Raw genomic sequence first — 25,455 nt, forward strand, 5'->3', positions numbered from 1 at the left:
GCGTGAAAGGAGCGCAAATTTGGGTCGATCGGCGCGCTCATCATCGGCTCATCCCGCTTCTCCCCGCGCGCGGCCGCTCGCGGCGAAGGACGAACGGCTCGCAGCCTATCGCGACAAGCGCGATTTTCACTGCACCGCCGAGCCGGAAGGCGCCGTGCGCGCGCAAGGGCAGGGCGCCTATGTCGTGCAGAAGCATCGCGCGCGCCGGCTGCATTTCGATCTGCGCCTCGAGCTGGATGGCGTGCTGAAGAGCTGGGCCGTCACGCGCGGCCCCAGCCTCGACCCGACCGAGAAGCGTCTCGCCGTGCGCACGGAGGATCATCCGCTCGATTATGGGAGCTTCGAGGGAACCATCCCCAAAGGCCAATATGGCGGCGGCGAGGTGATGCTGTGGGATCGCGGCCGCTGGGCGCCGAAGGGCGATCCGCATCGCGGCCTGGCGGATGGGCGTCTCGAGTTCACGCTGGAAGGCGAGCGGCTGAGAGGCGGCTTCGCGCTGGTGCGCATGCCGCGTCGCGCGAAAGAGCCCAAAGAAAATTGGCTGCTCGTCAAAATGAAGGATGGGCAGGCCGACGTCGATCTCGATCCGACGCGCGAATGGACGCGCAGCGTGACGACGGGCCGCAGCTTCGCGGAGATCGCCGAAGGAGAGGCCCATGCGCCGCGCTTGCCGAAATTTCGCGCGCCGCAGCTCGCGACGCAGGCCAACGAGCCGCCCGCCGGCGAGGACTGGCTGCATGAGATCAAATTCGACGGCTATCGCGCGCTCGTCGCGACGGCGGGCGGCGTGTGCCGCGTCTACACGCGCTCCGGCCTCGATTGGACCGCGAAATTTTCGGGTATCGCCGAAGCCGCCGCGCAATTGCCGATGAGAAGCGCGCTCATCGATGGCGAGATCGTCGCGCTGGAGGAGAATGGCCGCAGCGATTTTGGCCTGCTGCAGAAGACGCTGGAGGCGCGCCCGCGCGCGCTCGTCTTCTACGCCTTCGATCTGCTGGAGCTCGATGGCGAGGATGTTTCCAATGCGCCATTGCTCGAGCGCAAGAATCATCTCGCCGCGCTGCTCGCCGAGCCGCCGGCGGCGATACGCTACAGCGGCCATGTGATCGGCGCCGGAGCGCGCTTTCTCGCGGAATGCCGACGCATGGGGCTCGAGGGCGTCGTCTCCAAGCGCGTCGATCGCCCCTATCTCTCGCGGCGCACGCGCGCTTGGATCAAGGTCAAATGCCTCGGCCGCGACGAGTTCGTCGTCGGCGGCTATCGTCCTTCGACGAAGAAGGGCCGCGACTTCGCCTCTCTGCTGCTCGGTGAATTCGTCGATGGAGAATTGCGCTATCGCGGCCGCGTCGGCGCCGGCTTTTCCGATCGCGATCTCGCGCAGATCGGCGCCGCTCTGCGGGCGCATGCGCGCAAGACCGCGCCTTTCGCCGCCGTGCCGGCAGAGATCTCGCGTCATGCGCGCTATGTGGCGCCGCGGCTCGTCGTCGAGATCGATTACACGGAGCGCACCAAGGAGGGGCTGCTGCGCCATCCGACCTTCATCGGTCTGCGCGAGGACAAGCCGGCGAATGAGGTGAGTTCTCCAACGCCTCGCGAGCCGAAGCGAGGCCGGCGATGATCCGCCTCACCAACCCGGACAAGCCGCTCTATCCGGCGGCGCTTCATGTCACCAAGCAGAGGCTGGTCGATTATTGGCGCCGCGTCGCGCCTTTCGCTCTGCCGCATATCGCCGGGCGGCCGCTGTCGCTGCTGCGCTGTCCCAATGGCGCGGCGCATGGCTGCTTCTTCCAACGCCATCATCGGCGCGGCCTGCCCGCGGGACTCAAAGCCGCGCCACTCGCCGGGAGCGACGGCGAGACGGAAGAATTTCTCTTCCTCGACGATCTCTCCGGCCTGGAAGGCGCGGCGCAGATGGATGCGCTGGAGCTGCATATCTGGGGCGTGCGCTTCGATGCGCTGGAGCGTCCCGATCGTCTCGTCTTCGATCTCGATCCTGATCCGTCCGTGCCCTTCGAGGAGGTGAAGCGCGCCGCGCGCGATTTTCGCGCTCTGCTGGAGGCGGCGGGGCTCGCGAGCTTCGCGCTGCTCACCGGCGGCAAGGGGCTGCATGTCGTCGCGCCGCTGGATGACGCGCTCGACTGGCCGACCTTCACCGGTTTCGCCAGAGGCGTCGCCAGCCGCCTCGCCGCGGATGATCCGGCGCGCTTCACCGCAATGGCGACCAAGGCGCGGCGCCACGGCCGCATCTATATCGATTATCGACGCAATGATCGCGGCGCGAGCGCGGTGGCGCCTTTCTCGCCGCGCGCGCGGGAGACGCCTTCCGTGGCGACGCCCGTCTCCTGGGACGAGCTCGGCCGCATCGAGCGCGCCGACTTCTATTGCCTCGACAAGGTGGAGCGCCGCCTCGCCGCGCTGCGCGCCGATCCCTGGGCCGGCTATTTCGATCTGCGACAAGGCGTCTCGCCGGCGGCGCTGCGCATGTTCGCCGGAGCGCGAGTATAATTGTGAAGTTCCGCTATTCGGGAAGGCCGGCGCATGGAGACGACCGAATTGTTCCGCCGCCTGACGGTGGCGCTGGCGATCGGGCTTTTGATCGGCCTAGAGCGCGGCTGGCAGGCGCGCGAGGACGAGGAGGGCGAGCGCGCCGCGGGCTTTCGCACCCATGCGCTGGCGGCTTTGCTCGGCGCCGTCTGGGGCGCGATCTGCAATCAGACCGGCATTGGCGGCGCCGTCTCGCTCGGCCTCGCCTTCATGGCTTTCGCTGGCGCGATCGTCTTGTTTCGCTATCGCGAGATCGTCCATGACGAGACCTTCGGCGCGACCACGGTCGTCGCGGCGATGCTGGCCTTCGCGCTCGGCGCTTTCGCCGTCGTCGGCGATGTCGAGGCCGCGGCCGCGGCGGGCGTCGCCACTGCGGGATTGCTGGCGCTGAAATCCGTGAGCCATGGCTGGCTGCGGCGCCTCAGCTGGGAGGAGCTGCGCTCCGGCCTGACGCTCGCCGCCATGACGGTCATTCTGCTGCCGCTGCTGCCGGACCGCGCCGTCGATCCGTGGAATTCGGTCAATCCGCATGAGATCTGGCTGCTGACCGTGCTGATCGCGGTCATCAACTTCCTCGGCTATGTGGCGATGAAGGCGGCCGGCGGCGCCGGCGGCGTGGCGCTGACGGGGATAGCCGGCGGCCTCGTCTCTTCCACCGCGACGACGATGACGTTGGCGCGCCTCTCGCGCGAGCAGCGGGATGCGGCGCCGCTCTTCGCCGCCGGCGCTCTTTTCGCCAACGCCACAATGGCGCTCCGCGTGCTAGCGGTCGTCGCGCTGATCGACATCGAGCTCCTCGGCGTTCTCGCGCCGCCTTTCGCAGCCGGCGGCGTCGTCATGCTCGCCTTCGCGCTCTTCTTCATGCGCCGCGCCGTCGCCTCTTCGACCGATGTGAGCCATGCGTCGCAGAACCCTCTCGATCTCGGCGCGGTGCTCCAATTCGGCGCGCTGCTCACAGTCGTCGCGATACTGGCGCGTCTCGCCACCCGAATGGCGGGCGGGGCCGGCGCGCTGGCTGTCGCGGCGATCTCCGGCGTCGTCGATGTCGACGCCATAACATTGTCCGTCGCGCGGCTCGATCGCGCGACGCTCGCGCTCGATATCGCTGCGGCGTCGATCGGCCTCGCCGTCGCCGTCAACACGCTCTCCAAGGCGGCGCTGACATGGTGGATCGGCGGCGCCGGCCTCGGCTTTCGCGTCATGGCCGCTTCCGCGCTCGCGCTCGCCTGCGGCCTCGCGGTCGCGCTGCTCGCGCGCTGAAAAGCGCGGAACCTTCGCCGGCCCCGCAAGTTTCCAGGGAAAACACGGAGTCGAACGATGAAGATCAAGGACATCATGACGCGCGAGGTCTGTCTCGTCGAGCCCGATCAGACGATCCGCGACGCCGCCAAACGAATGGCCGATCTCGACATCGGCCTTTTGCCGGTCGGCGAGAACGATCGTCTCGTCGGCATGATCAGCGATCGCGACATCGCCTTGCGCGCCATCGCGGCCGGCAAGAGCGCGGAGACGAAGATACGCGACGTCATGACCAGAGACGTTCGCTATTGCTATGAGGATCACGACGTCGAGGACGTCGCGCAGAACATGGCCGAGCAGCAGCTGCGTCGGCTGCCCGTGCTCGATCGTGGCAAGCGCCTCGTCGGCATCGTCTCGCTCGCCGATCTCGCAATGGATCGCGACGCCGGCCTCAGCGGCGCGACATTGCGCGGCGTCTCCCAGCCCGGCGGCCACCATTGCCAGAGCGCGCGCGCCGCCTGAGCGGCGAGAAAAGCAAATCCGCCTATTGGTCGGCCGAGGTCGGGCGCAAGAGCAATGCGCTGGACCTCGAGCCCGACGTCTTCACGCAGGACGATCCCCGCGCCATAGCGCGCTCGCTGAAGCGCTCGGCGGAAAAGAGCCAGCGCCGCAAGAGCGCGCCCTTCCGCTCGGCGATGTCCATGCTGACTTTCTACATCAATCGCGCCGGCCGCGGCCTGCCGGCGGAGCGCCGCCGCATATTGGAAAAGGCCAAGACAGAGCTGCGCCGGCTCTTCGGCCGCGTCTGAAGCGTCGCCGCATTATCGCCACGCCCGCGCTGTTAAACACATTGTAGAAAAACTTCATACACGAAACGGCAAATCTATTGCTGGCCCGCGCAGCCGCCTCTAGCCTGCCGGATCGAGCGCAACAGCGTTGGAATTGAATCCATGACGGATATTCTCCAGGACGCCGGCGACATTCTCGCTTATCGCTCCTCGTCGCAATCTCGCGCGCAATCGACGCGTCTGCGCCTGCGGGAGCTCGATGGCTTGCGCGGCTGGGCGGCTTTCTCCGTTCTGCTGTTCCATTCCATCTGGCAGACCTTCGGCGAGAATTTTCCGATGTTGCGCAATGGCTGGACGGCGGGGCTCATCGACGGCCCGCTCGACGTCAGCGTCTTCTTCGTCGTCTCCGGCGCCGCGCTCAGCGCGCCCTTTTTCTCGGGCGGCGGCGGCGACTATATTCTCTCGGCGGCGCTACGCCGCTACATCCGCCTGACGACGCCGATCGTCGCGACCGTGCTCCTGCTCGTCGCCGCGGAGCGCTGCGGTTTCGTGCGGCTCGGCGAGGCCGCGCAATTCGCGCCGGGCCTCACCGCCATCGCCGGCGAGACCGGGCTGAGCTTCGCGCAGGCGTTGAAATGGTCGCTCAGCAATGTCTACACCAAGCCCTCCGAATGGGGGCCGGTGCTGCCCTTTCTCTGGACCATGCCTTGGGAGATGGTCGGCTCGCTGGCGCTGTTCGTGCTGCTCGCCTGCTATCCGTCCATGAAGCGGCCGGAGCGCTCGATCGCCATCGGCGCGTCATTCCTGATGCTGCTGTTTCCCTATCTCGCGGCGTTTCTCTTCGGCGCGCTGATCGGCAAGGCGAAGCTCATCGGCGCGCTCACCGCGCCGGCGCCGGGGCGTCTGGCTCTGCTCGATTCGTCGCCGGCAAAAATAATCGCGGCCGCGACCCTCTATGCGCTCGCCTGCTGGACCATGACGGCCGGCGCCGTGTCACATGTCCACGTCATCCTCGCCGTCGCGATCGTCGCTCTGGCGCTGCGCTGGCGCGGTCCGTCGCGCTTCCTCTCCGAAAGCGTCGTCTCGCGCTTTCTCGCGAAAATCTCTTTTTCGCTCTATCTCGTCCATTATGTGGTGATCGTGACAGCGAGTTCCGCGGCGATCACGCTTATCGGCGACAGGCTCTCACTGCCGCTCGCTCTGGCGATTTCGGCGGCGACGATCCTGCTCTCGATCGTCGCGGCCATGCTCTTCGCGCCGGTCGAGCGCTTCGCCCATGCGGCGAGCCGGCGCTTCGCCGTGCTGGTTCTGGGGTGATGCGGCTCAGCCGGGAAACGGGCCGAGCGCGGCTCTGATCTTCTCCGCCTGCGCCTTCAGCTTCTCGCCATCGGCCATGGTTCCCGGCGGGCGCAGCGCGACGCCCTCGAAGCGCGGCAGAATATGGAAATGCAGGTGGAAGATCACCTGTCCGCCGGCGCTCTCGTTGAACTGCTGCAAGGTGAGGCCATCGGCGCCGAAGGCGTCCTTGGCCGCCTTGGCGACATGCTGAACGCGCGGAATGAGCGCCGCGAGCGCCGCAGGGTCGATGTCCAGCAGATTGCGTGCGGGAACCTTGGGGATCACCAGCACATGGCCCTCGGCGCGCGGCATGATGTCCATGATCGCCAGCGCCACGTCATCCTCATAGACCTTATGCGCCGGGATTTCTCCGCGCAGGATTTTGGCGAACACATTGTCATTGTCATAGGCTGCGGCCATGGGCTTCTCCCGTCTGAAAATGTCCTGCTGTCCTACGGTTTCCAGGATGATCGAGCCGTGCGGCTTCTCCCTCTCCACGCTTGCGGGGAGAGGGCCGGCTGAAATCGCGCGTCGCTAATCGCCATACTCGAATGGACGCTTGTTCTCGAGGCGGAACCGATGCGCCGGATAGACGCCGATGATCTCCAGCTCCTTGGAGAAGAAGCGCAGCTCGTCGAGCGCGCGGGCGAGCGGCGGCTCCTCGGGATGGCCGTCGACATCGGCGAGGAAGCGCGTCGCCGCGAACTCGCCGTCGACCATATAGCTCTCGAGCTTGGTCATGTTCACGCCGTTGGTGGCGAATCCGCCGAGCGCCTTGTAGAGCGCCGCCGGCACATTGCGCACGCGGAAGACGAAGCTCGTCATCGTCGGTCCATTGCCCGGCGTCGCCCATTTCGCGGTCTTGGACAGAATGACGAAGCGCGTCGTGTTATGCGCGGCGTCCTCGACATTCTCGGCGAGAATGTCGAGACCGTAAATGTCCGCGGCGAGGCGCGGCGCGAGGGCCGCTTTGCTCTTGTCCTTCCACTCGGCGACTTCCCGCGCGGCGCCGGCGGTGTCGCCCGCCGTATGGGCAGTGAGGCCGAGCTCGCGAATGATCCGGCGGCACTGGCCGAGCGCATGCACATGGCTGTAGACGCCGCGCAGCGTCTCGCGCGTCGCGCCGCGCGGCGCCATCAGCTGAAAATGGATCGGCAGAAAATATTCGCCGATGATGTAGAGCCCGGCGTTGGGCAGGAAATGATGGATATCCGCCACGCGGCCGGCGATCGAATTCTCTATCGGGATCATGCCCAGCGCCGCGACGCCTTCGGTCACCGCCGCGAATGCGTCCTCGAAGCTGGCGCAGGGCAGGGGCTCGCAGTCGGGGTAGGCGTCCCGGCAGGCGATGTCGGAATTGGCGCCGGGCTCGCCCTGATAGGCGATTTTCGGCCGCTCGCTCATCGACGGCTCCGTTCGTCTTTGTCCTGCGCCGCGCGCAGTCGTTGCAGATCGGCGCTGGTATCCACCCCACGGGCGGCTTTGTCCAGGATCATGGCGTCGATGCGCATCCCGGCCTCCAGCGCCCTCAGCTGCTCCAGCCGCTCGCGCAGCTCGAGCGGGGAGGGCGGCAAAGCGATGAAGCGCGCCAGCGCCGTCCGGCGAAAAGCGTAGACGCCGATATGATGATAGTCCGGCCCCTCGCCATGCGGGGCCGGGGCGCGGGTGAAATAGAGCGCGCGCATCCGCCGCGGCGTGATCTCGGCGCCGATCAGCTTGACGACATTGGGGTCGTCGCGCTCGCCAGCCGCGGCCGGAGCCGCGAGAGTCGCGATATCGACCGAAGGGTCCGCCATCGGCGCCAGCGCGGCCGCCAGCGCGTCTGGATCGATGTCCGGCTGGTCGCCCTGCAAATTGACGATGACGTCATGGGCGCCTTCGGGATCGAGCGTCGGGAGCGCCTCGCCTATGCGGTCGCTGCCGCAGGCGTGGTCGCCGCGCGTAACGGCCACGCGCCCGCCGGCCGCCGAGACGACGCGCGCGATCTCGTCCGAATCCGTCGCCACCGCGACCGGGCCGATGGCGGCGGCGAGCGCCTTCTCCAGCACATGCAGGATCATCGGACGGCCCGCGATGGGCGCCAGCGCCTTGCCCGGAAGGCGCGAGGAGCCCATCCGGGCGGGAATCACGACGAGCGGGCGGCTCAATAAGCGTTCTGGTCTTCGCCGACCCAGCCCTTGTCGGATCGCACGAAATGGAGCGTGCCCTCGGCCTTCAGCACCTCGCCTTTCTGGAAGCTCTGGCTCGCCGCCAGGCCGAGATAGGCGCAGCGTCCGCGCTCGCGCTCATTCGAGCAATCGGCCTCATAGGCCTCCGGGAACTGCACCTCGGCCTCATAGAGGAATTCGTAAGCCTCGGCGCTCGGCGTCTTCAACGCGCGGCCGTCGATCTTCTTGAAGGAGATCAGCTTGCCGTTGACGCCCTGCTTGGAGAGCAGATTGCGCAGCACCTTGGCGCCGACGGCGTCATTGGGCTCGCGGCCGCCGCTGCAGGCGGCCAGCGCCAGCGCCGCCGCGCCGGCGAGCGCCAATCCGAGACCTCGAAACTTCATCGATTTTCCTCCCGCGCCGCTGACGGCGCTTCTGCTTGGCGGCGGATGGCGCATCCATTCCGACGGCCCCCGGCCGGGTGGGTTTGCCACAAAGCTCGATCCCGAGCAAAGGCGTCGTGGAAGGCGGCGCTGGCCAAGCGCGGGGCGGTGTCGGGGCTATTCCGTAATAGGCTGTTTTTATGGGCGTATTTTGAAACTTGTAGAAAATTTTGCCAGATGGTTGCATTTTTATGCAGCTGAGCTAACCTCAGCCATGCCAAAACGTGGTGCGCGTCAGGCAGCGTCGGGGGCAAAGAAGAAAAAGAACCCAAGGCGTGCTTTTGCGTTGGATGCGTATCGGCAGACAACTTCGAATACCCTGCGGAGTGCTCAGGTCCGCCGCATCTCCTGGGTCCGTGGGGTTGGCCGGCTGGCGTTGGTTGGAGTGGCCTCCTTAAAGCCAGCGCCAGTCGGCCGCCTTCGTTTCGGGGGAAACGAAGGCGGCCGCAGCCGGCAGGCGTGACGATCGAGGAATAATCTTCTCTCCGCCTGAAACGAAACGAGCCCGGAACGGAGAAATCCGTTTCCGGGCTCGTTTCGTTTCGGAAGCGTCCGAAAGTTTCGGGCGTCTTCGAGCTTCAAAGCCGCGGCGGCGGTCTCGCCCGGCGGCGGAAGAGGCGGGCTGGCCCGCCTCGCCTCACTTGATCTTGGTTTCCTTGAACTCGACATGCTTGCGCACGACGGGATCGTATTTCTTGAACACGAGCTTCTCGGTCTTGGTGCGGGCGTTCTTCTTCGTCACATAGAAGGTGCCCGTGTCGGCCGTCGAGAGAAGCTTGATCTTTATCATGGCGGATTTGGCCATTGCCGTCAGTCCTGAACTGGTGAGGGGACACTCTCGCTCCGGTCCCGATCCTCACGAACCCGGCGGCGAATTGGCCGGCACCATAAGGACGCAGGCGCCTTTGTCAAGGCGGGCGGCGGCGCGCGATCTCGCCAAATTCACTCGTTATGGGGCATTTCGGTTCATATTCGGCGATAATTTCGGCTTCGGAGACGCAAATGCCCGATATTTCGATTTCGACCGAAGCGCTGGACAAGCTCTTCCGAACCTTCGACGCGCTGGTCGGGGTCGGGCGCGCCGACTCCGGCGGCGCCATTCCCGCCCTTCTTTGGGCGAGTCGCTGCTATTCGACGACGGCCGCTGGCGAGACCATCGAGCATGGCGCGGGATTCCATATGCATTGCGCCGAGTCGGACGATGATCGGATGGTGTTCGTCGAAACCGTGCGGGGGCGTGTCGGCGTCGGTCCGGCGCGCTTGTTCGGACAGGGCGTCCATCACATTTTCTTCATCGATGGGCGCTTCGGATGGCTTTCGGAATGATCACCGCCCCGGACAGCCGCCGCCCGCGCGCCAGCGTCTCAGGCAGGCGCTGTCCTGCCGCTGCGTGAGCGGGACGAACCATTGCGCCTGCTGGCCGGCGATCAGCTGGCTCTGATCGATCCAGGTCCCGACCGCCGGAATCTCCGTCTGATGGCGCACATCCGCAGCGCCCGGCGCGGCGGTGAGCGTCGGTGTGGAGACGACAGGCTCCGGCCCATAGATTCCGGCCGCAGTGGCGTCGCCCGCGCGGCGGCCGCCGCTCACCAGCCACAGCTGATTCTGCTTGGCGGCGGCATAGGGGAAGAAATCCGCGCGGCCGGTCGGCGGATCGGCGACGCTGAACAGCGCCGAATCGATCTCGACCTTCAGCGGTGACGGCGCGCCGGCCGGGGCGGCGAGAATGTCTGTCCGCTGGACGGCGTAGAGCGCGCCCAGCTCCGGCGTCGCCAGCTCCTCCGCCGTGGCGAGGCCGATGCGGCCGAGCGGCGTCTCTATGACGGCGATCTCGTCGCCCGGCGTCACCCATCCGCTCGGCGCGGGATGCGTCGCGCGGTAGCGGCCGAGAATGGCGCCGTCCGGTCCGGCGAGCGCGACCGTATGAAAGACGCGCTCGCCGGCGCGCTCGGGATAGCTCCCCGCCACATAGGCTTTGCGGGCGCGGGCGAGGGCGCCGAGGGCGCGCTCGAACGGGCCGTCTCGCTCTTCGGCGCGGGATTTTATCTCCTCCGCCGGCAGGCCGGAGGGGAGAGCGGACAGCTCGGGAAGCACCGTCAGCGCGCCTTTCGGCGGCTTCGTCCGGTCCATCAGCGACGGTCCCTCCGGCCATTGCGCCGCGATCAGCGTCGCCTTGCGCCGCGTCTTTGTGGCGTTGGCGTCGTCGGGGCTGCGGTGCAGCGCCAGCCAGGGCGCATAGAGCTGCGGCCGGCGCAGGGCGAGCCGCTCGGCGCGGGGCGCATCGGCGTCCGTCGGCGCGATCTCAGCGCTATAGACGCCGTGAAGCCCCGGCGGCAGCTCCTCCGGCGGAACGACGGGCGCCTGAACGAGCTTATGGCCTTGCGGCGACCAAATGCTCGAGCCGCCATTGTAATAGAGCCGGCCGCCGGTGAGCGGATTGGTCTCGACGCCGCTGCGGGTAGCCGCGATGACGAAGACGCCGTTCTGCGCGCTCATATATTGGACGTTGGAGACGGTCGAGTGATCGCCCTTGGATTGCGCGGCGGGCGTTCCCGGCATCACGCGATCGGAGACGGAATGCCAGGCGATGATCTGCGCGCCCCGCAGCGCCGCGAGCCGCGCATATTGCCAATAAGTGTCGTCATAGCAGATCAGCAGCGCGATGCGGCCGATCGGAGTGTCGAAGACCGGCACGCCCGTATCGCCGGGCGCGAAGACTTTCTGATCCTGCGGATTGAGCCCGTTCTTGCGATATTTGCCGATTATGCCCTGCGGCCCCAGCAGCACGGCGGCGTTATAGGCGAGGCCGGTCTCGGCGTCGCGCTCTGCGATGCCGACGCTCATATAGAGTCCCGTTCTCGCCAGCACGGGAAGCAGCGCTTTCGTCGTGTCGCCGGGGATGGTGTCGAGATAGGGCGCGATCTGCGAGGGATCGCTGAACAAATAGCCGCTGATCGCGGTCTCCGGGAAAACCGCGAAGCCGACGCCCTGCCGCGCGACCTCCTCCGCCGCATCGGCGAGACGACGAATATTGGCGTCGAGCGAGCCCCAGGCGGGAATGAAATCCACCGCCGCGACCTTGACGGTGCGCGCGGGCGGCGTCTGCGCGGCGGCGGCGCCCGCGCAGAAGAGAGCGAATAGAATAGCGACGAGATTCCTCCACCTCATGCGCATCCCCGAAGATGTGACCGGCCGCGACGGCTGGTCCTGCGCATGAAATATCGGGCGCTATCGCGCTGCGACCGCTGGCGATCTCGCTCGAGGCGAAATTTTCGTCAGCGGCCCGTCCGCCTTATTTGCGGCGCTTCTGCTTCGCGCGCTCGACGCGGCCGCGGCCAGAGAGGCGGCCGCTCTTCATCGGCGCTCCGCGCCGCGAGCCGCTGGCCACCTCGAAGCGCAGGGCGCCGGCGATCGGCGTCGCCTCGACCAGCCGCGCCTCTATGATGTCGCCGAGGCGAAAGCTCTCGCCCGAGCCGCTGGTCAGCGCATGGCCGGCCTCGTCATAGCGGAAATATTCGCGTCCCAGCGTCGCCGCCGGAATGAATCCGTCCGCGCCCGTGTCGAGCAGCCGCACGAACAGCCCGGCGCGCGTGACGCCGGAAATGCGCGCCGGAAAACGCGCGCCGATCTGCTCGGCGAGATGGGCGGCGATGAGACGATCGATGGTCTCGCGCTCCGCCGCCATGGCGCGCCGCTCGGCGCCGGAGATGCGCGCGGCGATCTCAGCCAGCTCGCCGGCGGAGATTTCGGGCATGGCGCCGGGGCCGAATTTCAGCGCGCGAATGAGCGCGCGATGCACGACGAGATCTGCATAGCGGCGAATGGGCGAGGTGAAATGCGCATAACGGCGCAGATTGAGGCCGAAATGGCCGTAATTCTCATGCGTATATTCGGCCTGCGCCTGTGTGCGCAGAATGATCTCATTGACGATATTCTCGTGCTCCTTGCCGCGCACGCGCGCGAGGATGACGTTGAAATGCGAGGGCCGCAGCACCTGGCCCTTGGCGAGCTTCACGCCGATCGTCGCGAGAAACTCGGAGAGCGCCGCCACCTTCTCGCGCGAGGGCTCGTCATGGGCGCGATAGATGAGCTGCTGCCGGTTCTCCTCGAGGACTTCCGCCGCCGCCACATTGGCGAGGATCATGAACTCCTCGATCAAGCGGTGCGTCGAGAGGCGCGGCGGCACGACGATACGATCGACCGTGCCGTCCGCCTTCAGCAGGATTTTGCGCTCGGGCAGCTCCAGCTCCAGCGGGGCGCGCAATTCACGCGCCTGATCCGCTGATTTATAGGCGCGAAACAGCGGCTCCAGCACGCGGTCCATCAGCGGCGCGCATATCTCGTCCGGGCGTCCGTCGAGCGCCTCCTGCGCCTGCGCATAATTGAGCTTGGCCTTGGAGCGCATCATCACGCGATGAAACGTGTGGCCGAGCTTATGGCCCTTGTCGCTGATGCGCATGCGCACGGCGAGCGCCGGCCGATCCTCGTTCGGCTTCAGCGAGCAGAGGTCGTTGGAGATGCGCTCCGGCAGCATGGGCACGACGCGATCGGGGAAATAGACCGAATTGCCGCGCTCCAGCGCGTCCTTGTCGAGCGCCGAATGCGGGCGAACGTAATAGGCGACATCGGCGATGGCGACGGTGACGATATGCCCGCCGGGATTGTCGGACGCGGTGTCCGGCTCGGCGAAGACGGCGTCGTCATGGTCCTTGGCGTCGGGCGGATCGATGGTGACGAGCGGCAGCTCGCGCCAATCCTCGCGATGCGCCTCGAGCCGCGCGGGCAGAGCGGAGGCGGCCTCCGCCACGGCCTCGGCGCGGAACTCGTCGGGAACGCCATGGACGCGTAGAGCGATCATGCTGATCGCCTTCTCGGTGGCGAGCGAGCCGAGCGTCTCGCGCACGCGGGCGCGCGGCGCGCCGAGCCGCGTCTTGCCGATGAGATCGACGGAGACGAGATCGCCGTCCTTGGCCTCGCCGCGATCCTCCGCCGCTATGACCATCTCGCGTCCGGCCTGCTTCTTCTCGACGGGCTCGATATGCGCCACGCCATTGGCGGCGACGCGCAGCACGCCGACGATGCGCGCCCGGGCCTTGGACAAGAGCTTCACCACACGCCCGGCGTAGGGCGGATCATTCGGGCCGGCGTCGCGGTCCGGCTCGGCGCGCACCAGAGCGCGGTCGCCGACGCCGGGCAGGGGCTCGCCGGGCTTGGGCCGACGCGGCGCCGAGATGCGGATGCGCGGCGGCGCGCCGAGCTCGTCGGAATCCCATTCCGCCGGCGCGGCGATCAGCTCGCCGTCGCGGTCGCGGCCCACAATGTCGGCCAGCACCACGGCGGGCAGCGCGCCAAGCTTGGCCAGCCTCTTGCCGCGCCGCTCCACCGCGCCCTCGGCTTCCAGCTCGGCCAATATTCGCTTCAGCCCGATTCGATCGGCGCCTTTGACGCCGAAAGCGCGCGCGATCTCGCGCTTGCCGATTTTTCCCGCATTGCCGGCGCGGCTCATCGCCTCGCGCTCTCGCGCGATGAAGGCGAGAATGTCCTCGCGGGAGGGAAGGGCGGCGGGAGGCGCGCCGAGGTCGCGGATTTTTTTCGTCAAAGTCGATCTCGAAGGCCGCGGAATTGTCCGGGCGGCCGGCGCCGGCATGTCGTCATATACACTCCAATAGGCCCCGCGTCGCCGAAAGCGCGTCGAGCGTCGCCGCCTCCATTCGGCTCCGTTTACGCTTTCTCGAGGTTATCGAACGTCAATTGCAATCATTCGGTTCGGTTTAGAGCCGAATGAGAAATTTGCCGTAAGCGTAGCCAATCTGATTTCCACACGAACCTCGAGAGTTTCAAATGCGGCCAATATGGACGTCGGGGCGGTCGGCTCTCGCCTTCTCGCGCGATCAGCGCGGCAATGTCGCCATCGTGCTCGGTCTGACCTTCGTGCCGGTGGTCATGATGATCGGCGCCGGCATCGATTACGGCCGCATCGCCGCGGCGCGCGGCTCGCTGCAGCAGGCGGCGGATGCGGCCGTGCTCGCGGTCGCCAAAGGCATTGTCAGCTCCACCACGGACCAGCAGGCGCGCAGCCAGGCGCAGGTCTATCTCACCACCAATTATCGCAACGCCACGGCGACAGTGACGTCGGCGTCCATCGCCACCGATCGGCTGTCGCTCTGCATCTCGGCGCAGGCGCAGGTCGCGACCACGATCATGCACATCACCGGGCAGGCCTCCATGTCGACGCAGGTGACCTCCTGCGCCGCGCTGCAAGGCGGCGTCAGCCCGACCGACACCTACGAGATATCGCTGGTGCTGGACAATTCCGGCTCCATGACCCGCAGCACCAGCGGCACGACGAAGATTCAAGCGCTGCAATCGGCCGCGACCAGCTTCGTCAACACAATGTTCACCAAGGCGCCGAACCGCGTGAAATTCGCCATCACGCCCTTCGCCGCGGCGGTCGTCGCCGTCGATCCGACCAGCGTCTCGACGCGCAATGTGGCCTGGGTCGACAAGAAAGGGGCCAATTCTCAACATTGGATCGCCTTCGGCGGGCAGACGGCGGCGACGGCTGCGGGATTCAGCAGCCGCTTCGATATCTTCACCAAGCTCAAGGCGATCAATTCATATTGGGATTGGGGCGGATGCTTCGAGCAGCCGGTGTATCCGCTGAATGTCTTCGACACGACGCCCAATCCTTCGGATCCCGAGACGCTCTTCGTTCCCTATCTCGCGCCCGATGAGCCGGATGCGGGATATGATAACGACTATATCGATGACGACGGCTCGGTGACGACGACGACGCGAACGACCACCAGCAAGGGCAAGGGCAAGAAGACGACGACGACCACCACCACCTGCTCGGATGTGGCGAGCGGCGACTGGAACGAGCTCACCCATGTCTGCAAATACAATGTCGCGGCCGCCGCGGGCGGCGGCGACGGGCCGAACAGCTATTGCCCGGATTATACGACGCAGACCGTCATGCAGCTGACCTCGACGCAGTCCACAGTGACGTCGAAGATCAGCAACCTCGTCGCCAATGGCAACACCAATCTCCATGAAGGCTTCATGTGGGGCTGGCGCACGATATCGCCCAGCCAGCCTTTCGCCAGCGGACGCCCCTATTCTGTGGCCAATAATCACAAGGTCATCGTGTTCATGACCGACGGCTTCAACAATTGGGCGAGCGCGCCGGGAACCGTCACCGGCTCCGATTATGAGGCGGCGGGCTACTACAGCTACAACGGTGTGAAGAACAAGCGCTTTCCCGACGGATCGAAGGGCAATGGCGTCGATTATCAGACCGCTCTCAACGCCGCTTCCGGCAGCTGGTCGGATTATCACGACAAATCGCGCGAGATGCAGGACGAGCTGACGCTCGAGGCCTGCACCAACGCCAAGGCGGCGGGCATAGAGATCTTCACTATCGGCTTCTCGATCCCGAACGACCCGATCGACGACGAGGGCCTGACGCTGCTGAAGAATTGCGCGACCAACAAGGATCACTATTTCGCCGCGACCGATGCGGCGAGCCTCAACCTCGCCTTCTCGACGATCGGCACAGGGCTCGGCTCGCTCAGGCTGACGCAGTGAGATCGGCGCGGCCGCCGTTTCGGCGGCCGCCTCCCGCTCACTTCCCCGAGGCGGCCTTTTTCGTGGGCTTCTTGGCCGGCGCCTTGGCGGCGGCGGCTTTTTTCGCCGGTTTCGAATCCGCGAAGGGAACCTCGTCGCTCTCTTCTATGTCCTTCTTGGCGGCGGCTTTTTTCGCTGGAGCCTTGGAGGCGGGGGCTTTGGCCTTGGCGGCGGGGGCCTTTTTGGCCGGCGCCTTCTTGGCCTTCACCGGGCCGCCCTTCTCCTCGATCAGGCGGATCGCCTCTTCCAGCGTCACATCCTCCGGGCTCATATTCTTCGGCAGAGTGGCGTTGACCTTGCCGAGATTCACATAAGGCCCATAGCGGCCGTCGCGCAGCGTGATCGCGCCGCCTTGCGGATGCTCGCCGAGCACGCGGCCGCCGCCCGAGGGCGCGCCATTGGCCTTGGCGGCCAAAAGATCGACCGCCTGCTGCACCGTCAGGCTCTCGGGATCGGTTCCCTTGGGAAGAGTGGCGTTGACCTTGCCCCAATTCACATAGGGGCCGAAGCGCCCGCTCTTCACCGAGATCGCGCCGCCCTGCGGATGGTCGCCGAGGGCGCGGCCGGGGTCGGAGGCGCGGCCGAAGCGCGATCCGCCGCCGCCGCTCTCCTTGGTGACGATGAGATCGATGGCGCGATTGCCGCCGATCGTCAGAATATCGTCGTCGCGGCCGATATTGGCGTAGGTCTTCCCGTGCTGGACGTAAGGCCCGAAGCGGCCGATGCCGGCGACGATCGGCTCGCCGCTCTCGGGATGCTTGGCCACCTCGCGCGGCAGCGACAGCAACCGGATCGCCTGCTCGAGGGTCAGCTCGTCGGGCTTAATGCTCTTGGGGATGGAGGAGCGCTTGGGCTTCTCGCCGTCCTCGGTCGCCTCGCCCTCCTGCACATAGTCGCCGAAGCGCCCGCCGCGCAGCGTGATCTCGGCGCCGCTCTCCGGGTCCTGGCCCAGCACCTTCACGCCTGGACGCGCCCCCTCGGCGGCCTCGCCGGTGGGCGGCGAGAGCGTGCGGGTGAAGCGGCATTCGGGATAGTTGGAGCAGCCGATGAAGGCGCCGTATTTGCCAAGCTTCAGCGACAATTGGCCGGCGCTGCAGGCCGGGCAGGCGCGCGGATCGGAGCCGTCGGGCTTGGCCGGGAAAATATGCGGCCCCAAGAGATCATTGAGGCTGTCGAGCACCTGAGTGGTGCGCAGCTCCTTGGTGCCGTCGACGGCGCCGGAGAAATCGGCCCAGAAGTCGCGCAGCACCTCTTTCCAGTCGATCTCATTATTGGAGACCTTGTCGAGCTTCTCCTCGAGGCCGGCGGTGAAGTCGAACTCCACATAGCGGGTGAAGAAGCTCTCCAGAAAGGCCGTCACGATGCGGCCCTTGTCCTCGGGGACGAGGCGTTTCTTGTCGAGCCGCACATAGTCGCGCTCGCGCAGCACGGCCAGAGTCGAGGCGTAGGTGGAGGGGCGGCCGATGCCGAGCTCCTCCATGCGCTTGACCAGAGTGGCCTCCGTGTAGCGCGGCGGCGGCTCGGTGAAATGCTGGCTGGCCTCGATCTTCTCGCGCGTCGCCGGCTCGTCGGCGGCCATCGTCGGCAGGCGGCCGCCATCCTCGTCCTGATCGTCGTCGCGGCCTTCCTGATAGAGCTCGAGAAAGCCCGAGAAGCGCACCACCTGGCCGGAGGCGCGCAGCTCGAGGCTCCGCTTGCCGACGAGCGCGTCGATATCGACCGTGGTGCGCTCCAGCTCGGCGGATTCCATCTGGCTGGCGATGGTGCGCGTCCAGATCAGCTCATAGAGCTTGGCCTGCTCCGGCTCCAAATGCTTGGCGACATGCTTGGGCAGGCGCGAGAGGTCGGTCGGGCGGATCGCCTCATGCGCTTCCTGCGCGTTCTTGGCCTTCACCGTATATTTGCGCGGAACCTTGGGCACGAAGCGATCGCCATATTCCTTGGCGATCACATTGCGCGCCGAGGCGATGGCCTCCGGCGCCATGTCGACGCCGTCGGTTCGCATATAGGTGATGAGGCCGGCGGTCTCGCCGCCTATGTCGACGCCCTCATAGAGGCGCTGGGCGATGCGCATGGTCTGCGCCGGGGCGAGGCCGAGCTTGCGCGAGGCTTCCTGCTGCAGCGTCGATGTGGTGAAGGGGGCGTAAGGGTGCCGCTTGACCGGTTTCGCCTCCACCGAGCGAATGGTGAAGGCGGCGGTCTCCAGCGCCTTTTTGAAATCCTCGGCCTCCTGGCCGGAGCCGATGTCGAGGCGCGTGATCTTCTTGCCGTCGGCGCCCGAGAGGCGGGCGGTGAAGGGCTCGCCGGCCTTGGTTTTGAGATGCGCGACCAGCGACCAATATTCGCGGGTAACGAATTTCTCGATTTCGAGCTCGCGGTCGCAGACGAGGCGCAGCGCCACCGATTGCACGCGGCCGGCCGAGCGCGCCCCCGGCAATTTGCGCCACAGCACCGGGGAGAGCGTGAAGCCGACGAGATAATCCAGCGCCCGGCGGGCGAGATAGGCGTCGACCAACGCCTGGTCGATCTCACGCGGATGCGCCATCGCGTGCTTGATCGCGTCCTTGGTGACGGCGTTGAAGACGACGCGCTCGACGCGCTTGCCGCCGAGCGCCTTCTTCTTCTTCAATATGTCGAGCAGATGCCAGGAGATGGCCTCGCCCTCGCGATCCGGGTCGGTGGCGAGGATGACCGTGTCGGCGCTCTTCACGGCGTCGGCGATGGCGGAAATGCGCTTCGCCGATTTGGCGTCGCTCTCCCATTTCATGGCGAAATCTTCGGCCGGATCGACGGAGCCGTCCTTGGGAGGCAGGTCGCGCACATGGCCGTAGCAGGCGATCACATTGAAATCGCGGCCGAGATATTTGTTGATCGTCTGGGCCTTGGCGGCCGATTCGACGATGACGACGTTCATCGAGCAGTCCTTCAGAAATCCGGTCGCGGGCGGCTCGCCTCATGGCTTCGCCGGGGGAGCCCGGCCCGCGTCGGGGCGCGAACATGGGCAAAAGGGGGGCGTCCTGTCAAATTGGGGCTGAGACGCCCCTCCAGCTTCCTCTACAGGCGCCGACATGGGCTCGAGCATGCGGCAACGCACATTTTCGTCCCGATTGGAGCGCTATGCAGGGGCGAATGCGGGGCGAAGCGGCTATAATCGGGGCGCGAGACGGCGCAGCCGAGGTCGCGTCCGGCCCCGAATGATTTTCTTGGACGGAAAGAATTCGCCATGGCCCGATCGAAATTCACCTCGGACGATCTCGGCGCGGCGCTGGAGGCAGGCGTCCTAGACGCCGACGCCCATCGGCGGCTCGCGCAATTCCTCGCCGAGCGCGGAAGCGCGGGGGAGGGGGCGCCGCGCTTCGATGTCGTCAATGTGCTCTGGTATATGGGCGCGCTCATCGTCATGGGCGCGATGAGCCTGTTCAGCACCACCGCCTTCGGCCTCTGGGGGCCGCGCGCGCTGATGATCACCTCGCTGGCCTATGGCGTCGGCTTCGCTGCGGCGGGCGGCTGGCTGTGGCGTCGGCGCGGGCTGCGCACGCCCGCCGGCCTGCTGGTGACATGCGCTGTCTCCATGGCGCCGCTCTTCGTCTTCGCGCTCCAGCTCCTCGGCGGGCATGATCCGACAGAAGCCGTCCCCTATCACGACTTTTATGTCTGGGTGCGCGCGAGCTGGCTGCCCATGGAGCTGGGGACGATCGCCGCGGCGGCGCTGGCGCTCGCGTTTTTTCCTTTTCCTTTCCTCACCATGATTATCGCCTTCGCTTTGTGGTTCATGTCGATGGATCTGACGCCTTGGCTGGTCGGCAAGGAGTCCTTCACCTTCGAGCAGCGCGCCAATGTGAGCCTCGCTTTCGGCGCGCTGGTCATCGCCGCCGCCTGGCTCGTCGATCTCGTGCGCTGGCGGGGCGGAGATTTCGCCTTTTGGCTGCATCTATCCGGGCTCCTCGCCTTTTGGGGCGGGCTGACCGCGCAGCACAGCGGCGACGAGATCGGCAAGGCGCTCTATTGCGCGATCAATCTCGGCCTTCTGCTGCTGTCGCTCGTGCTGATGCGCCGCGCCTACGCCGTCTTCGGCGCTTTCGGCGTGACGCTCTATCTCGGCCATCTGGCGTCCGAGGTGTTCAAGGACTCGATTCTTTTTCCTTTCGCCCTCTCGGGCATAGGAGTCGCCGTCATCGCCGCCGGCCTGCTGTTTCATCGCCACGGGCCGCGGCTCGGCGCGGCGATCGGCTCCGCTCTGCCCGAATTCGTGAGGGGATTGCGGCCCGCCCATGCGCGGGAAGGCGCTCGATGACGCGAGGCCGGCATCGGCGATTGCGCTTCGCCGGCGGCCAGTCTATATGGAGGTCATCCCCCGCATGGTAATCCGTAAAAATCGCGGCTTCGGCCCCGCGGCGCGGGATCGGCTTATCTGGCGCATCTGAAGGAGAATCGATCGATGAGCACCGCTCCGCTCATGCCCAAGGCGACCGCCGTCTGGCTCGTCGAGAACACGTCGCTCGCCTTCGACCAGATCGCCGATTTCTGCAAGCTGCACCCGCTCGAGGTGAAGGGCATCGCCGATGGCGAGGTCGCGGCCGGCATTCGCGGGCTCGATCCCATCACCTCCGGCCAGCTGACCCGCGAGGAGATCGGCCGCGGCGAGCGCGACCCGGCCCATCGGCTGTCGCTGTCCGTCTCCAAGGTCAAGGTGCCGGAGGTCAAGCGTCAACGCGGGCCGCGCTATACGCCGCTGTCGCGCCGCCAGGACCGGCCCAATGCGATTCTGTGGCTGGTGCGCAACCATCCCGAGCTGAAGGACGCGCAGGTCATGCGCCTCGTCGGCACCACCAAGAGCACGCTGAAGGCGGTGCGCGAGCGCACCCATTGGAATTCCGCGGCGCTCGCGCCGATGGATCCCGTGACCTTGGGCCTGTGCTCGCAGATCGATCTCGATTTCGAGGTCAATCGCGCCGCCAAGGATCGTCCCGCCGCGCTCGAGGAGCAGGGCCAGACGCTGCAGCCGGCCGAGATCACCACCGCGCCCTATCACGAGCCGACGACGACCGAGGATGTGTTCGGCAAGCGCCCGGCCGCGCCGCCTGTCGAGGAGGAAGATCATTTTGACGCCGACCGCGTGTTCGGCCGGATGAAGAACCTCGATTTCGACGATTGAGGAGGGGCGCGACAATCTGGCGCATTTACCGCAGGCGGCGGCCTGTGCTTATGTGCGGACAGGTTCAGCCCCAGCCGGCGCGCGGACGAGCGTTCTGAGGGTCGGCCAAAAAAGTAACGCCAGCGACTGGCGGTCGCCGGCGTTACGTTAGGACGATTGGTCAGGAAGCCCGCGGACAGAGATTCCCGGCTTTTCGCCCGGTCAGGGGGAGACTAGAGCAGTTCGGCTTATTTGAAGTAGAAGCCGAGGATGCCGCCGGCGAGAGCGCCGACAACAGCGGCGGAAAGCGTGTTCGCGACGCCGCCGAGGCCAGCAGCGCCGAGGCCGCCGAGCAGAAGGGCGCCGACGCCCGCGAAGATGTAGACGGTGGTGTTGATCTCGAAGTCTTTTTCAGCCATCGATGTCACTCCTCTGGTTTCCGGAACGTCCCGCCTTATCGTTCATGCGGTGGCGGGTGCGCTCTTGCCCTTCTCTACGGGGCTGTCTTTTCGACGATGGTCAGCCTAACATAACCTTGTCGACTGTCCAGCGCGCTCGGAGCGCGGATTTCCAGTTTTTGCGGCCTTTTTTCCCTCATCGAAGCAAATCAAGCGCTTGGCGCTTGGCCTTCTGATACGGCCAAAATCTCGAAAAATGGCGCAGCGACACGATGCGGCTTGGAATGTCAACGCTCGCGCGCTTATATCCGCTCGCATGACAGCCGAATCCCCTTCTCGTGACTTTCGCTCGCGGCTGCGCGCCTTCGACGCGCTGCGGCCGCTTTTTCCCTATGCCTATCGCTACAAGGGTCGAATCGCGCTCGCGCTGATCGCTCTCGGCGTGGCGGCGGTCTCCACGCTCACTCTGCCGCTCGCCGTGCGCGGCATGATCGATCACGGGTTTTCCTCTGACGATCCTTCGGCCGTGAACGCCTATTTCGGCGCGATGGTAGGCGTCGTCGCGATTCTCGCGCTCGCTTCGGGCACGCGCTATTATCTGGTGATGACGCTCGGCGAGCGAATCGTCGCCGATCTGCGCGACGATTTTTTTCGCCATCTCACCTCGCTCGACGCCGGCTTCTACGACCGGACCAAGACCGGGGAGCTGACCTCGCGCCTCACCGCCGACACGACGCAGCTCAAATCCGTGTTCGGCTCCTCCGTGTCGATCGCCTTGCGCAATCTCTTCATGTTCGCCGGCGCGATCGTGATGATGGTGCTGACGAGCCCGAAGCTCACCGGCGTCGCGCTGGCGGCCATTCCCTGCATCGTGCTGCCGCTCATCGCCTCCGGGCGGGTGATGCGACGGCGCTCGCGCCATGCGCAGGACCGGCTGGCCGCGGCCAGCGCCTACGCCACGGAGAATCTCGCGGCCGTGCGCACCATGCAGGCCTGCAATGCGCAGCAAGCAGCGGCCGAGCGATTCGGCGCCGCTGCGGAAGGCGCCTATACGGCCGCGCGCGACGCCACGCAGACGCGGGCCATCGTCACTTCGGTGACGATCTTTCTGGCCTTTGGCAGCGTCGTCGCAATGTTGTGGCTCGGCGCGCAGGATGTGCTGGCAGGCCGCATCACCACCGGCGTTCTCTCGCAATTCGTGCTCTACGCCGTGCTGGCGGCGAGCTCGCTCGGAGAATTGTCGCAGGTCTGGAGCGAGGTGTCCGCCGCCGCCGGCGCCGCGGGCCGCATCGGCGAGATTCTCGCGATAGCGCCCGCCGTCGCCGCGCCCGCCGATCCGCTCCATCTGCCGAAGCCCGTGCGCGGTCGGATCGCCTTCGACGATGTCGGCTTCTCCTATCCTGCGGGTTCTGGACGGGCGGCCTTGGATGGCCTCAGCTTTTCCGTCGCGCCGGGCGAGCGCATCGCCATCGTCGGCCCATCCGGCGCCGGCAAATCCACCGTGTTCCAGCTGCTCGAGCGCTTCTACGACGTCTCCTCGGGCGCGATCACGATCGACGGCGTCGATCTTCGCGCGCTCGATCCGATCGAGCTGCGCAGCGTCATCGCGCTCGCGCCGCAGGACCCCATCGTCTTCGGCATGAGCGTCGCCGAGAACATCGCCTATGGCCGCGAGGGCGTCTCGCGCAGCGCGATCATCGAGGCGGCGAAGCGCGCGCAGGCGGCGCAATTCATCGAGGCGCTGCCGCAGGGCTATGACACGCAGATCGGCGAGCGCGGCGTCACGCTCTCCGGCGGCCAGCGCCAGCGCCTCGCCATAGCGCGCGCCATTCTCGCCGATGCGCCGATCCTGCTGCTCGACGAGGCGACCTCGGCGCTCGACGCCGAGAATGAGGCGCTGGTGAAAGAGGCGCTGCATGATGTGATGCGCGGCCGCACCACGCTCGTCATCGCCCATCGGCTGGCCACAGTGCTCGAGGCCACCCGCATTCTGGTGATGAGCGAAGGCCGCATCGTGGAGCAGGGGACGCATGCGAGCCTCGTCGCCGCGGGGGGCCTCTATGCGCGGCTGGCGCGGCTGCAATTCGACACGGGCGCGGAAGCGGCGGCGCTGGAGATGGCCTGACTTTCCCGTCCGCGGGCGGCTTCGATCGAGTTTTCCACCGCGGGCGCTCGTCGATTTTGCCTTCCGTCATATTGGTGCTATGAGCACGCGCCAACCCGGAAGACGGCCCAAGTCGCCGTCTTTTCGTCGTCCGGCCTCGAGCATGGCCGGTTTTTGCGCCCCCGAGGGAGTTGGCTTCATGACATCATACGCACGACCGCCGTTGCACGAGGCTCTGACCTTCGACGATGTGTTGCTGCGTCCGAGCCATTCGCTGGTCATGCCGTCGCAGGTCGACATATCGACGCGGCTGACGCGCGACATAACGCTCAACCTGCCGATCATCTCCTCCGCCATGGACACGGTGACGGAGGCGCGCCTCGCCATCGCCATGGCGCAGGCCGGCGGATTGGGCGTCATCCACCAGAACCTCACCCCCGCCGCCCAGGCCGCCGAGGTGCGCAAGGTCAAGCGCTATGAGAGCGGCATGGTGGTCGATCCGATCACCATCTATCCCGACGAGACGCTCGCCGATGCGCTGTCGCTGATGGCGCGCTATGGCATTTCCGGCATTCCGGTGGTCGAGCGCGGCCATGGCGAGAGGCCCGGAAAGCTGGTCGGCATTCTCACCAATCGCGACGTGCGCTTCGCCGACAATATGCGCGAGCCGGTCGCCGAGCTGATGACCAAGCAGCTCATCACCGTGCGCGAGGGCGTCGATCAGGAGGAGGCGCGCCGCCTGCTGCATCACCACCGTATCGAGAAATTGCTCGTCGTCGACGAGGACTACCACTGCGTCGGCCTCGTCACGGTGAAGGACATAGAGAAGGCGACGCTGCATCCCCATGCGGCCAAGGACGCCGAGGGGCGGCTGCGCGTCGCCGCCGCCGCCACGGTCGGCGATCGCGGCTATGAGCGCGCGCTGCAATTGATCGACGCGGGCGTCGATCTCATCGTCATCGACACGGCCCATGGCCATTCGCAGGCGGTGCTCGATCAGGTCGCCCGCATCAAGAAATTCTCCAACAAAGTCTCTATCGTCGCCGGCAATATTGCGACGCGCGAGGCGACCAAGGCGCTGATCGACGCCGGCGCCGACGCCGTGAAGGTCGGCATCGGCCCCGGCTCCATCTGCACGACGCGAATCGTGGCGGGCGTCGGCGTGCCGCAGCTCACCGCGATCATGGACGCCGCCGAGGAGGCCTTCAAAGCCGGCGTGCCGGTCATCGCCGATGGCGGCGTCAAATATTCCGGCGATCTCGCCAAGGCCATCGCCGCCGGCGCCTCGGTGGTGATGATCGGCTCGCTGCTCGCCGGCGCCGAGGAGGCTCCGGGCGAGGTGTTTCTCTATCAGGGCCGCTCCTTCAAATCCTACCGCGGCATGGGCTCCGTCGGCGCGATGGAGGCCGGCTCCGCCGCCCGCTATTTCCAGCAGGATGTGAAAGAGAGCCTGAAGCTGGTGCCGGAGGGCATAGAAGGTCGGGTGCCGTATCGCGGGCCGGTCGCGCCGATCCTCTATCAGCTCGCCGGCGGCTTGCGCGCCGCTATGGGCTATGTCGGCGCGCCGACGATCCCCGAGTTCCAGACCAAGGCGGAATTCGTGCGCATCACCAACGCCGGCCTGCGCGAGAGCCATGTCCATGACGTGACGATCACGCGCGAGAGCCCGAACTATCCGACGGGCGGCGCCTGAG

Annotated in this window: 21 protein-coding genes; 12 read left to right on the plus strand and 9 right to left on the minus strand. The window is 66.5% G+C overall.

From position 1 onward, the window contains the following. Positions 1-19: 19 nt before the first annotated feature. The 6 genes from ligD (ACT53T_RS07130) to ACT53T_RS07155 all read left to right on the plus strand — a co-directional run bounded on the left by ligD (ACT53T_RS07130) (position 20) and on the right by ACT53T_RS07155 (position 5,888). Positions 20-1,618, plus strand: a complete 1,599-nt coding sequence (gene ligD / locus ACT53T_RS07130; protein ID WP_476160690.1) for a non-homologous end-joining DNA ligase — start codon at positions 20-22, stop codon at positions 1,616-1,618. Further along, positions 1,615-2,505 carry a non-homologous end-joining DNA ligase gene (gene ligD, locus ACT53T_RS07135; protein WP_476160691.1) on the plus strand — a complete coding sequence of 297 codons (891 nt, stop codon included), beginning with the start codon at positions 1,615-1,617 and terminating at the stop codon, positions 2,503-2,505. Before ligD (ACT53T_RS07130) ends, ligD (ACT53T_RS07135) begins: the two co-directional genes overlap by 4 nt. Positions 2,506-2,538: 33 nt before the next feature. Next, positions 2,539-3,804 (plus strand): MgtC/SapB family protein, encoded by a 1,266-nt coding sequence (locus tag ACT53T_RS07140; protein ID WP_476160692.1) that lies wholly within the window; start codon positions 2,539-2,541, stop codon positions 3,802-3,804. A 57-nt stretch (positions 3,805-3,861) separates the two neighbouring features. After that, entirely contained in the window at positions 3,862-4,305 is a 444-nt protein-coding gene (locus ACT53T_RS07145; protein ID WP_018265485.1) for a CBS domain-containing protein, read from the plus strand. Further along, positions 4,281-4,592: a DUF3175 domain-containing protein gene (locus ACT53T_RS07150; RefSeq protein WP_476160693.1), complete on the plus strand. Its 312-nt coding sequence runs from the start codon at positions 4,281-4,283 to the stop codon at positions 4,590-4,592. The genes ACT53T_RS07145 and ACT53T_RS07150 overlap by 25 nt, the downstream gene beginning before the upstream one ends. 141 nt (positions 4,593-4,733) lie before the next feature. Beyond that, entirely contained in the window at positions 4,734-5,888 is a 1,155-nt protein-coding gene (locus ACT53T_RS07155; RefSeq protein ID WP_476160694.1) for an acyltransferase family protein, read from the plus strand. A gap of 6 nt (positions 5,889-5,894) precedes the next feature. Here the strand turns inward: ACT53T_RS07155 and ACT53T_RS07160 are convergent, their stop codons facing one another. From ACT53T_RS07160 to rpmG, 5 genes are all read right to left on the minus strand, one after another. Beyond that, positions 5,895-6,329, minus strand: coding sequence for an HIT family protein (locus ACT53T_RS07160; RefSeq protein ID WP_161913641.1), 435 nt, complete (start codon positions 6,327-6,329; stop codon positions 5,895-5,897). A gap of 114 nt (positions 6,330-6,443) precedes the next feature. Next, on the minus strand, positions 6,444-7,313 hold the full coding sequence (locus ACT53T_RS07165) for a prephenate dehydratase (RefSeq protein WP_400767950.1): 870 nt from the start codon (positions 7,311-7,313) through the stop codon (positions 6,444-6,446). Then, positions 7,310-8,056: a 3-deoxy-manno-octulosonate cytidylyltransferase gene (locus ACT53T_RS07170; RefSeq protein ID WP_476160695.1), complete on the minus strand. Its 747-nt coding sequence runs from the start codon at positions 8,054-8,056 to the stop codon at positions 7,310-7,312. Before ACT53T_RS07170 ends, ACT53T_RS07165 begins: the two co-directional genes overlap by 4 nt. Next, complete coding sequence (locus ACT53T_RS07175) at positions 8,053-8,460, minus strand: hypothetical protein (protein WP_026191320.1); 408 nt, start codon at positions 8,458-8,460, stop codon at positions 8,053-8,055. Before ACT53T_RS07175 ends, ACT53T_RS07170 begins: the two co-directional genes overlap by 4 nt. A 676-nt stretch (positions 8,461-9,136) precedes the next feature. Further along, the gene (gene rpmG / locus ACT53T_RS07180) at positions 9,137-9,304 is read right to left on the minus strand and encodes a 50S ribosomal protein L33 (RefSeq protein ID WP_003612885.1); all 168 of its coding nucleotides are present in this window, start codon (positions 9,302-9,304) and stop codon (positions 9,137-9,139) included. A 197-nt stretch (positions 9,305-9,501) separates the two neighbouring features. On the opposite strand from rpmG, the gene ACT53T_RS07185 reads away from it, so the two are divergent. Beyond that, positions 9,502-9,825 carry a hypothetical protein gene (locus tag ACT53T_RS07185; RefSeq protein ID WP_476160696.1) on the plus strand — a complete coding sequence of 108 codons (324 nt, stop codon included), beginning with the start codon at positions 9,502-9,504 and terminating at the stop codon, positions 9,823-9,825. Here the strand turns inward: ACT53T_RS07185 and ACT53T_RS07190 are convergent, their stop codons facing one another. Both ACT53T_RS07190 and rnr read right to left on the minus strand, forming a co-directional pair. Then, positions 9,826-11,667, minus strand: a complete 1,842-nt coding sequence (locus ACT53T_RS07190) for a carbon-nitrogen hydrolase family protein (protein ID WP_476160697.1) — start codon at positions 11,665-11,667, stop codon at positions 9,826-9,828. A gap of 124 nt (positions 11,668-11,791) precedes the next feature. Next, positions 11,792-14,098, minus strand: coding sequence for a ribonuclease R (gene rnr, locus ACT53T_RS07195; protein ID WP_476160698.1), 2,307 nt, complete (start codon positions 14,096-14,098; stop codon positions 11,792-11,794). A 242-nt stretch (positions 14,099-14,340) separates the two neighbouring features. Here rnr and ACT53T_RS07200 point away from each other — a divergent pair, with 242 nt between their 5' ends. After that, a complete protein-coding gene (locus ACT53T_RS07200; RefSeq protein WP_476160699.1) occupies positions 14,341-16,086 on the plus strand; it encodes a TadE/TadG family type IV pilus assembly protein in 1,746 nt (581 codons plus the stop codon). 37 nt (positions 16,087-16,123) lie between these two features. On the opposite strand, the gene topA is transcribed toward ACT53T_RS07200, so the two are convergent. Next, on the minus strand, positions 16,124-19,039 hold the full coding sequence (gene topA / locus ACT53T_RS07205; protein WP_476160700.1) for a type I DNA topoisomerase: 2,916 nt from the start codon (positions 19,037-19,039) through the stop codon (positions 16,124-16,126). 309 nt (positions 19,040-19,348) lie between these two features. On the opposite strand from topA, the gene ACT53T_RS07210 reads away from it, so the two are divergent. Further along, positions 19,349-20,419 (plus strand): hypothetical protein, encoded by a 1,071-nt coding sequence (locus tag ACT53T_RS07210; RefSeq protein ID WP_476160701.1) that lies wholly within the window; start codon positions 19,349-19,351, stop codon positions 20,417-20,419. A gap of 144 nt (positions 20,420-20,563) precedes the next feature. After that, positions 20,564-21,280: a DUF1013 domain-containing protein gene (locus ACT53T_RS07215; protein ID WP_018265472.1), complete on the plus strand. Its 717-nt coding sequence runs from the start codon at positions 20,564-20,566 to the stop codon at positions 21,278-21,280. Positions 21,281-21,507: 227 nt separating this feature from the next. Here the strand turns inward: ACT53T_RS07215 and ACT53T_RS07220 are convergent, their stop codons facing one another. Further along, entirely contained in the window at positions 21,508-21,678 is a 171-nt protein-coding gene (locus ACT53T_RS07220; RefSeq protein WP_018265471.1) for a hypothetical protein, read from the minus strand. A 295-nt stretch (positions 21,679-21,973) separates the two neighbouring features. On the opposite strand from ACT53T_RS07220, the gene ACT53T_RS07225 reads away from it, so the two are divergent. Further along, positions 21,974-23,782 carry an ABC transporter transmembrane domain-containing protein gene (locus tag ACT53T_RS07225; protein WP_476160702.1) on the plus strand — a complete coding sequence of 603 codons (1,809 nt, stop codon included), beginning with the start codon at positions 21,974-21,976 and terminating at the stop codon, positions 23,780-23,782. Between the two features lie 178 nt (positions 23,783-23,960). Continuing rightward, a complete protein-coding gene (guaB, locus tag ACT53T_RS07230; RefSeq protein WP_161913651.1) occupies positions 23,961-25,454 on the plus strand; it encodes an IMP dehydrogenase in 1,494 nt (497 codons plus the stop codon). Position 25,455 lies beyond the last annotated feature (1 nt).

The organism is Methylosinus sp. DMC45 (genome assembly GCF_056313885.1).

Coding starts and splice junctions, on each gene's coding strand:
- ligD (WP_476160691.1), top strand. CDS start 1,615: ATGATCCGCCTCACCAACCCGGACAAGCCGCTCTATCCGGCGGCGCTT.
- ACT53T_RS07140 (WP_476160692.1), top strand. CDS start 2,539: ATGGAGACGACCGAATTGTTCCGCCGCCTGACGGTGGCGCTGGCGATC.
- ACT53T_RS07145 (WP_018265485.1), top strand. CDS start 3,862: ATGAAGATCAAGGACATCATGACGCGCGAGGTCTGTCTCGTCGAGCCC.
- ACT53T_RS07155 (WP_476160694.1), top strand. CDS start 4,734: ATGACGGATATTCTCCAGGACGCCGGCGACATTCTCGCTTATCGCTCC.
- ACT53T_RS07160 (WP_161913641.1), bottom strand. CDS start 6,329: ATGGCCGCAGCCTATGACAATGACAATGTGTTCGCCAAAATCCTGCGC.
- ACT53T_RS07165 (WP_400767950.1), bottom strand. CDS start 7,313: ATGAGCGAGCGGCCGAAAATCGCCTATCAGGGCGAGCCCGGCGCCAAT.
- ACT53T_RS07175 (WP_026191320.1), bottom strand. CDS start 8,460: ATGAAGTTTCGAGGTCTCGGATTGGCGCTCGCCGGCGCGGCGGCGCTG.
- rpmG (WP_003612885.1), bottom strand. CDS start 9,304: ATGGCCAAATCCGCCATGATAAAGATCAAGCTTCTCTCGACGGCCGAC.
- ACT53T_RS07185 (WP_476160696.1), top strand. CDS start 9,502: ATGCCCGATATTTCGATTTCGACCGAAGCGCTGGACAAGCTCTTCCGA.
- ACT53T_RS07190 (WP_476160697.1), bottom strand. CDS start 11,667: ATGAGGTGGAGGAATCTCGTCGCTATTCTATTCGCTCTCTTCTGCGCG.
- ACT53T_RS07200 (WP_476160699.1), top strand. CDS start 14,341: ATGCGGCCAATATGGACGTCGGGGCGGTCGGCTCTCGCCTTCTCGCGC.
- topA (WP_476160700.1), bottom strand. CDS start 19,039: ATGAACGTCGTCATCGTCGAATCGGCCGCCAAGGCCCAGACGATCAAC.
- ACT53T_RS07210 (WP_476160701.1), top strand. CDS start 19,349: ATGGCCCGATCGAAATTCACCTCGGACGATCTCGGCGCGGCGCTGGAG.
- ACT53T_RS07215 (WP_018265472.1), top strand. CDS start 20,564: ATGAGCACCGCTCCGCTCATGCCCAAGGCGACCGCCGTCTGGCTCGTC.
- ACT53T_RS07220 (WP_018265471.1), bottom strand. CDS start 21,678: ATGGCTGAAAAAGACTTCGAGATCAACACCACCGTCTACATCTTCGCG.
- ACT53T_RS07225 (WP_476160702.1), top strand. CDS start 21,974: ATGACAGCCGAATCCCCTTCTCGTGACTTTCGCTCGCGGCTGCGCGCC.
- guaB (WP_161913651.1), top strand. CDS start 23,961: ATGACATCATACGCACGACCGCCGTTGCACGAGGCTCTGACCTTCGAC.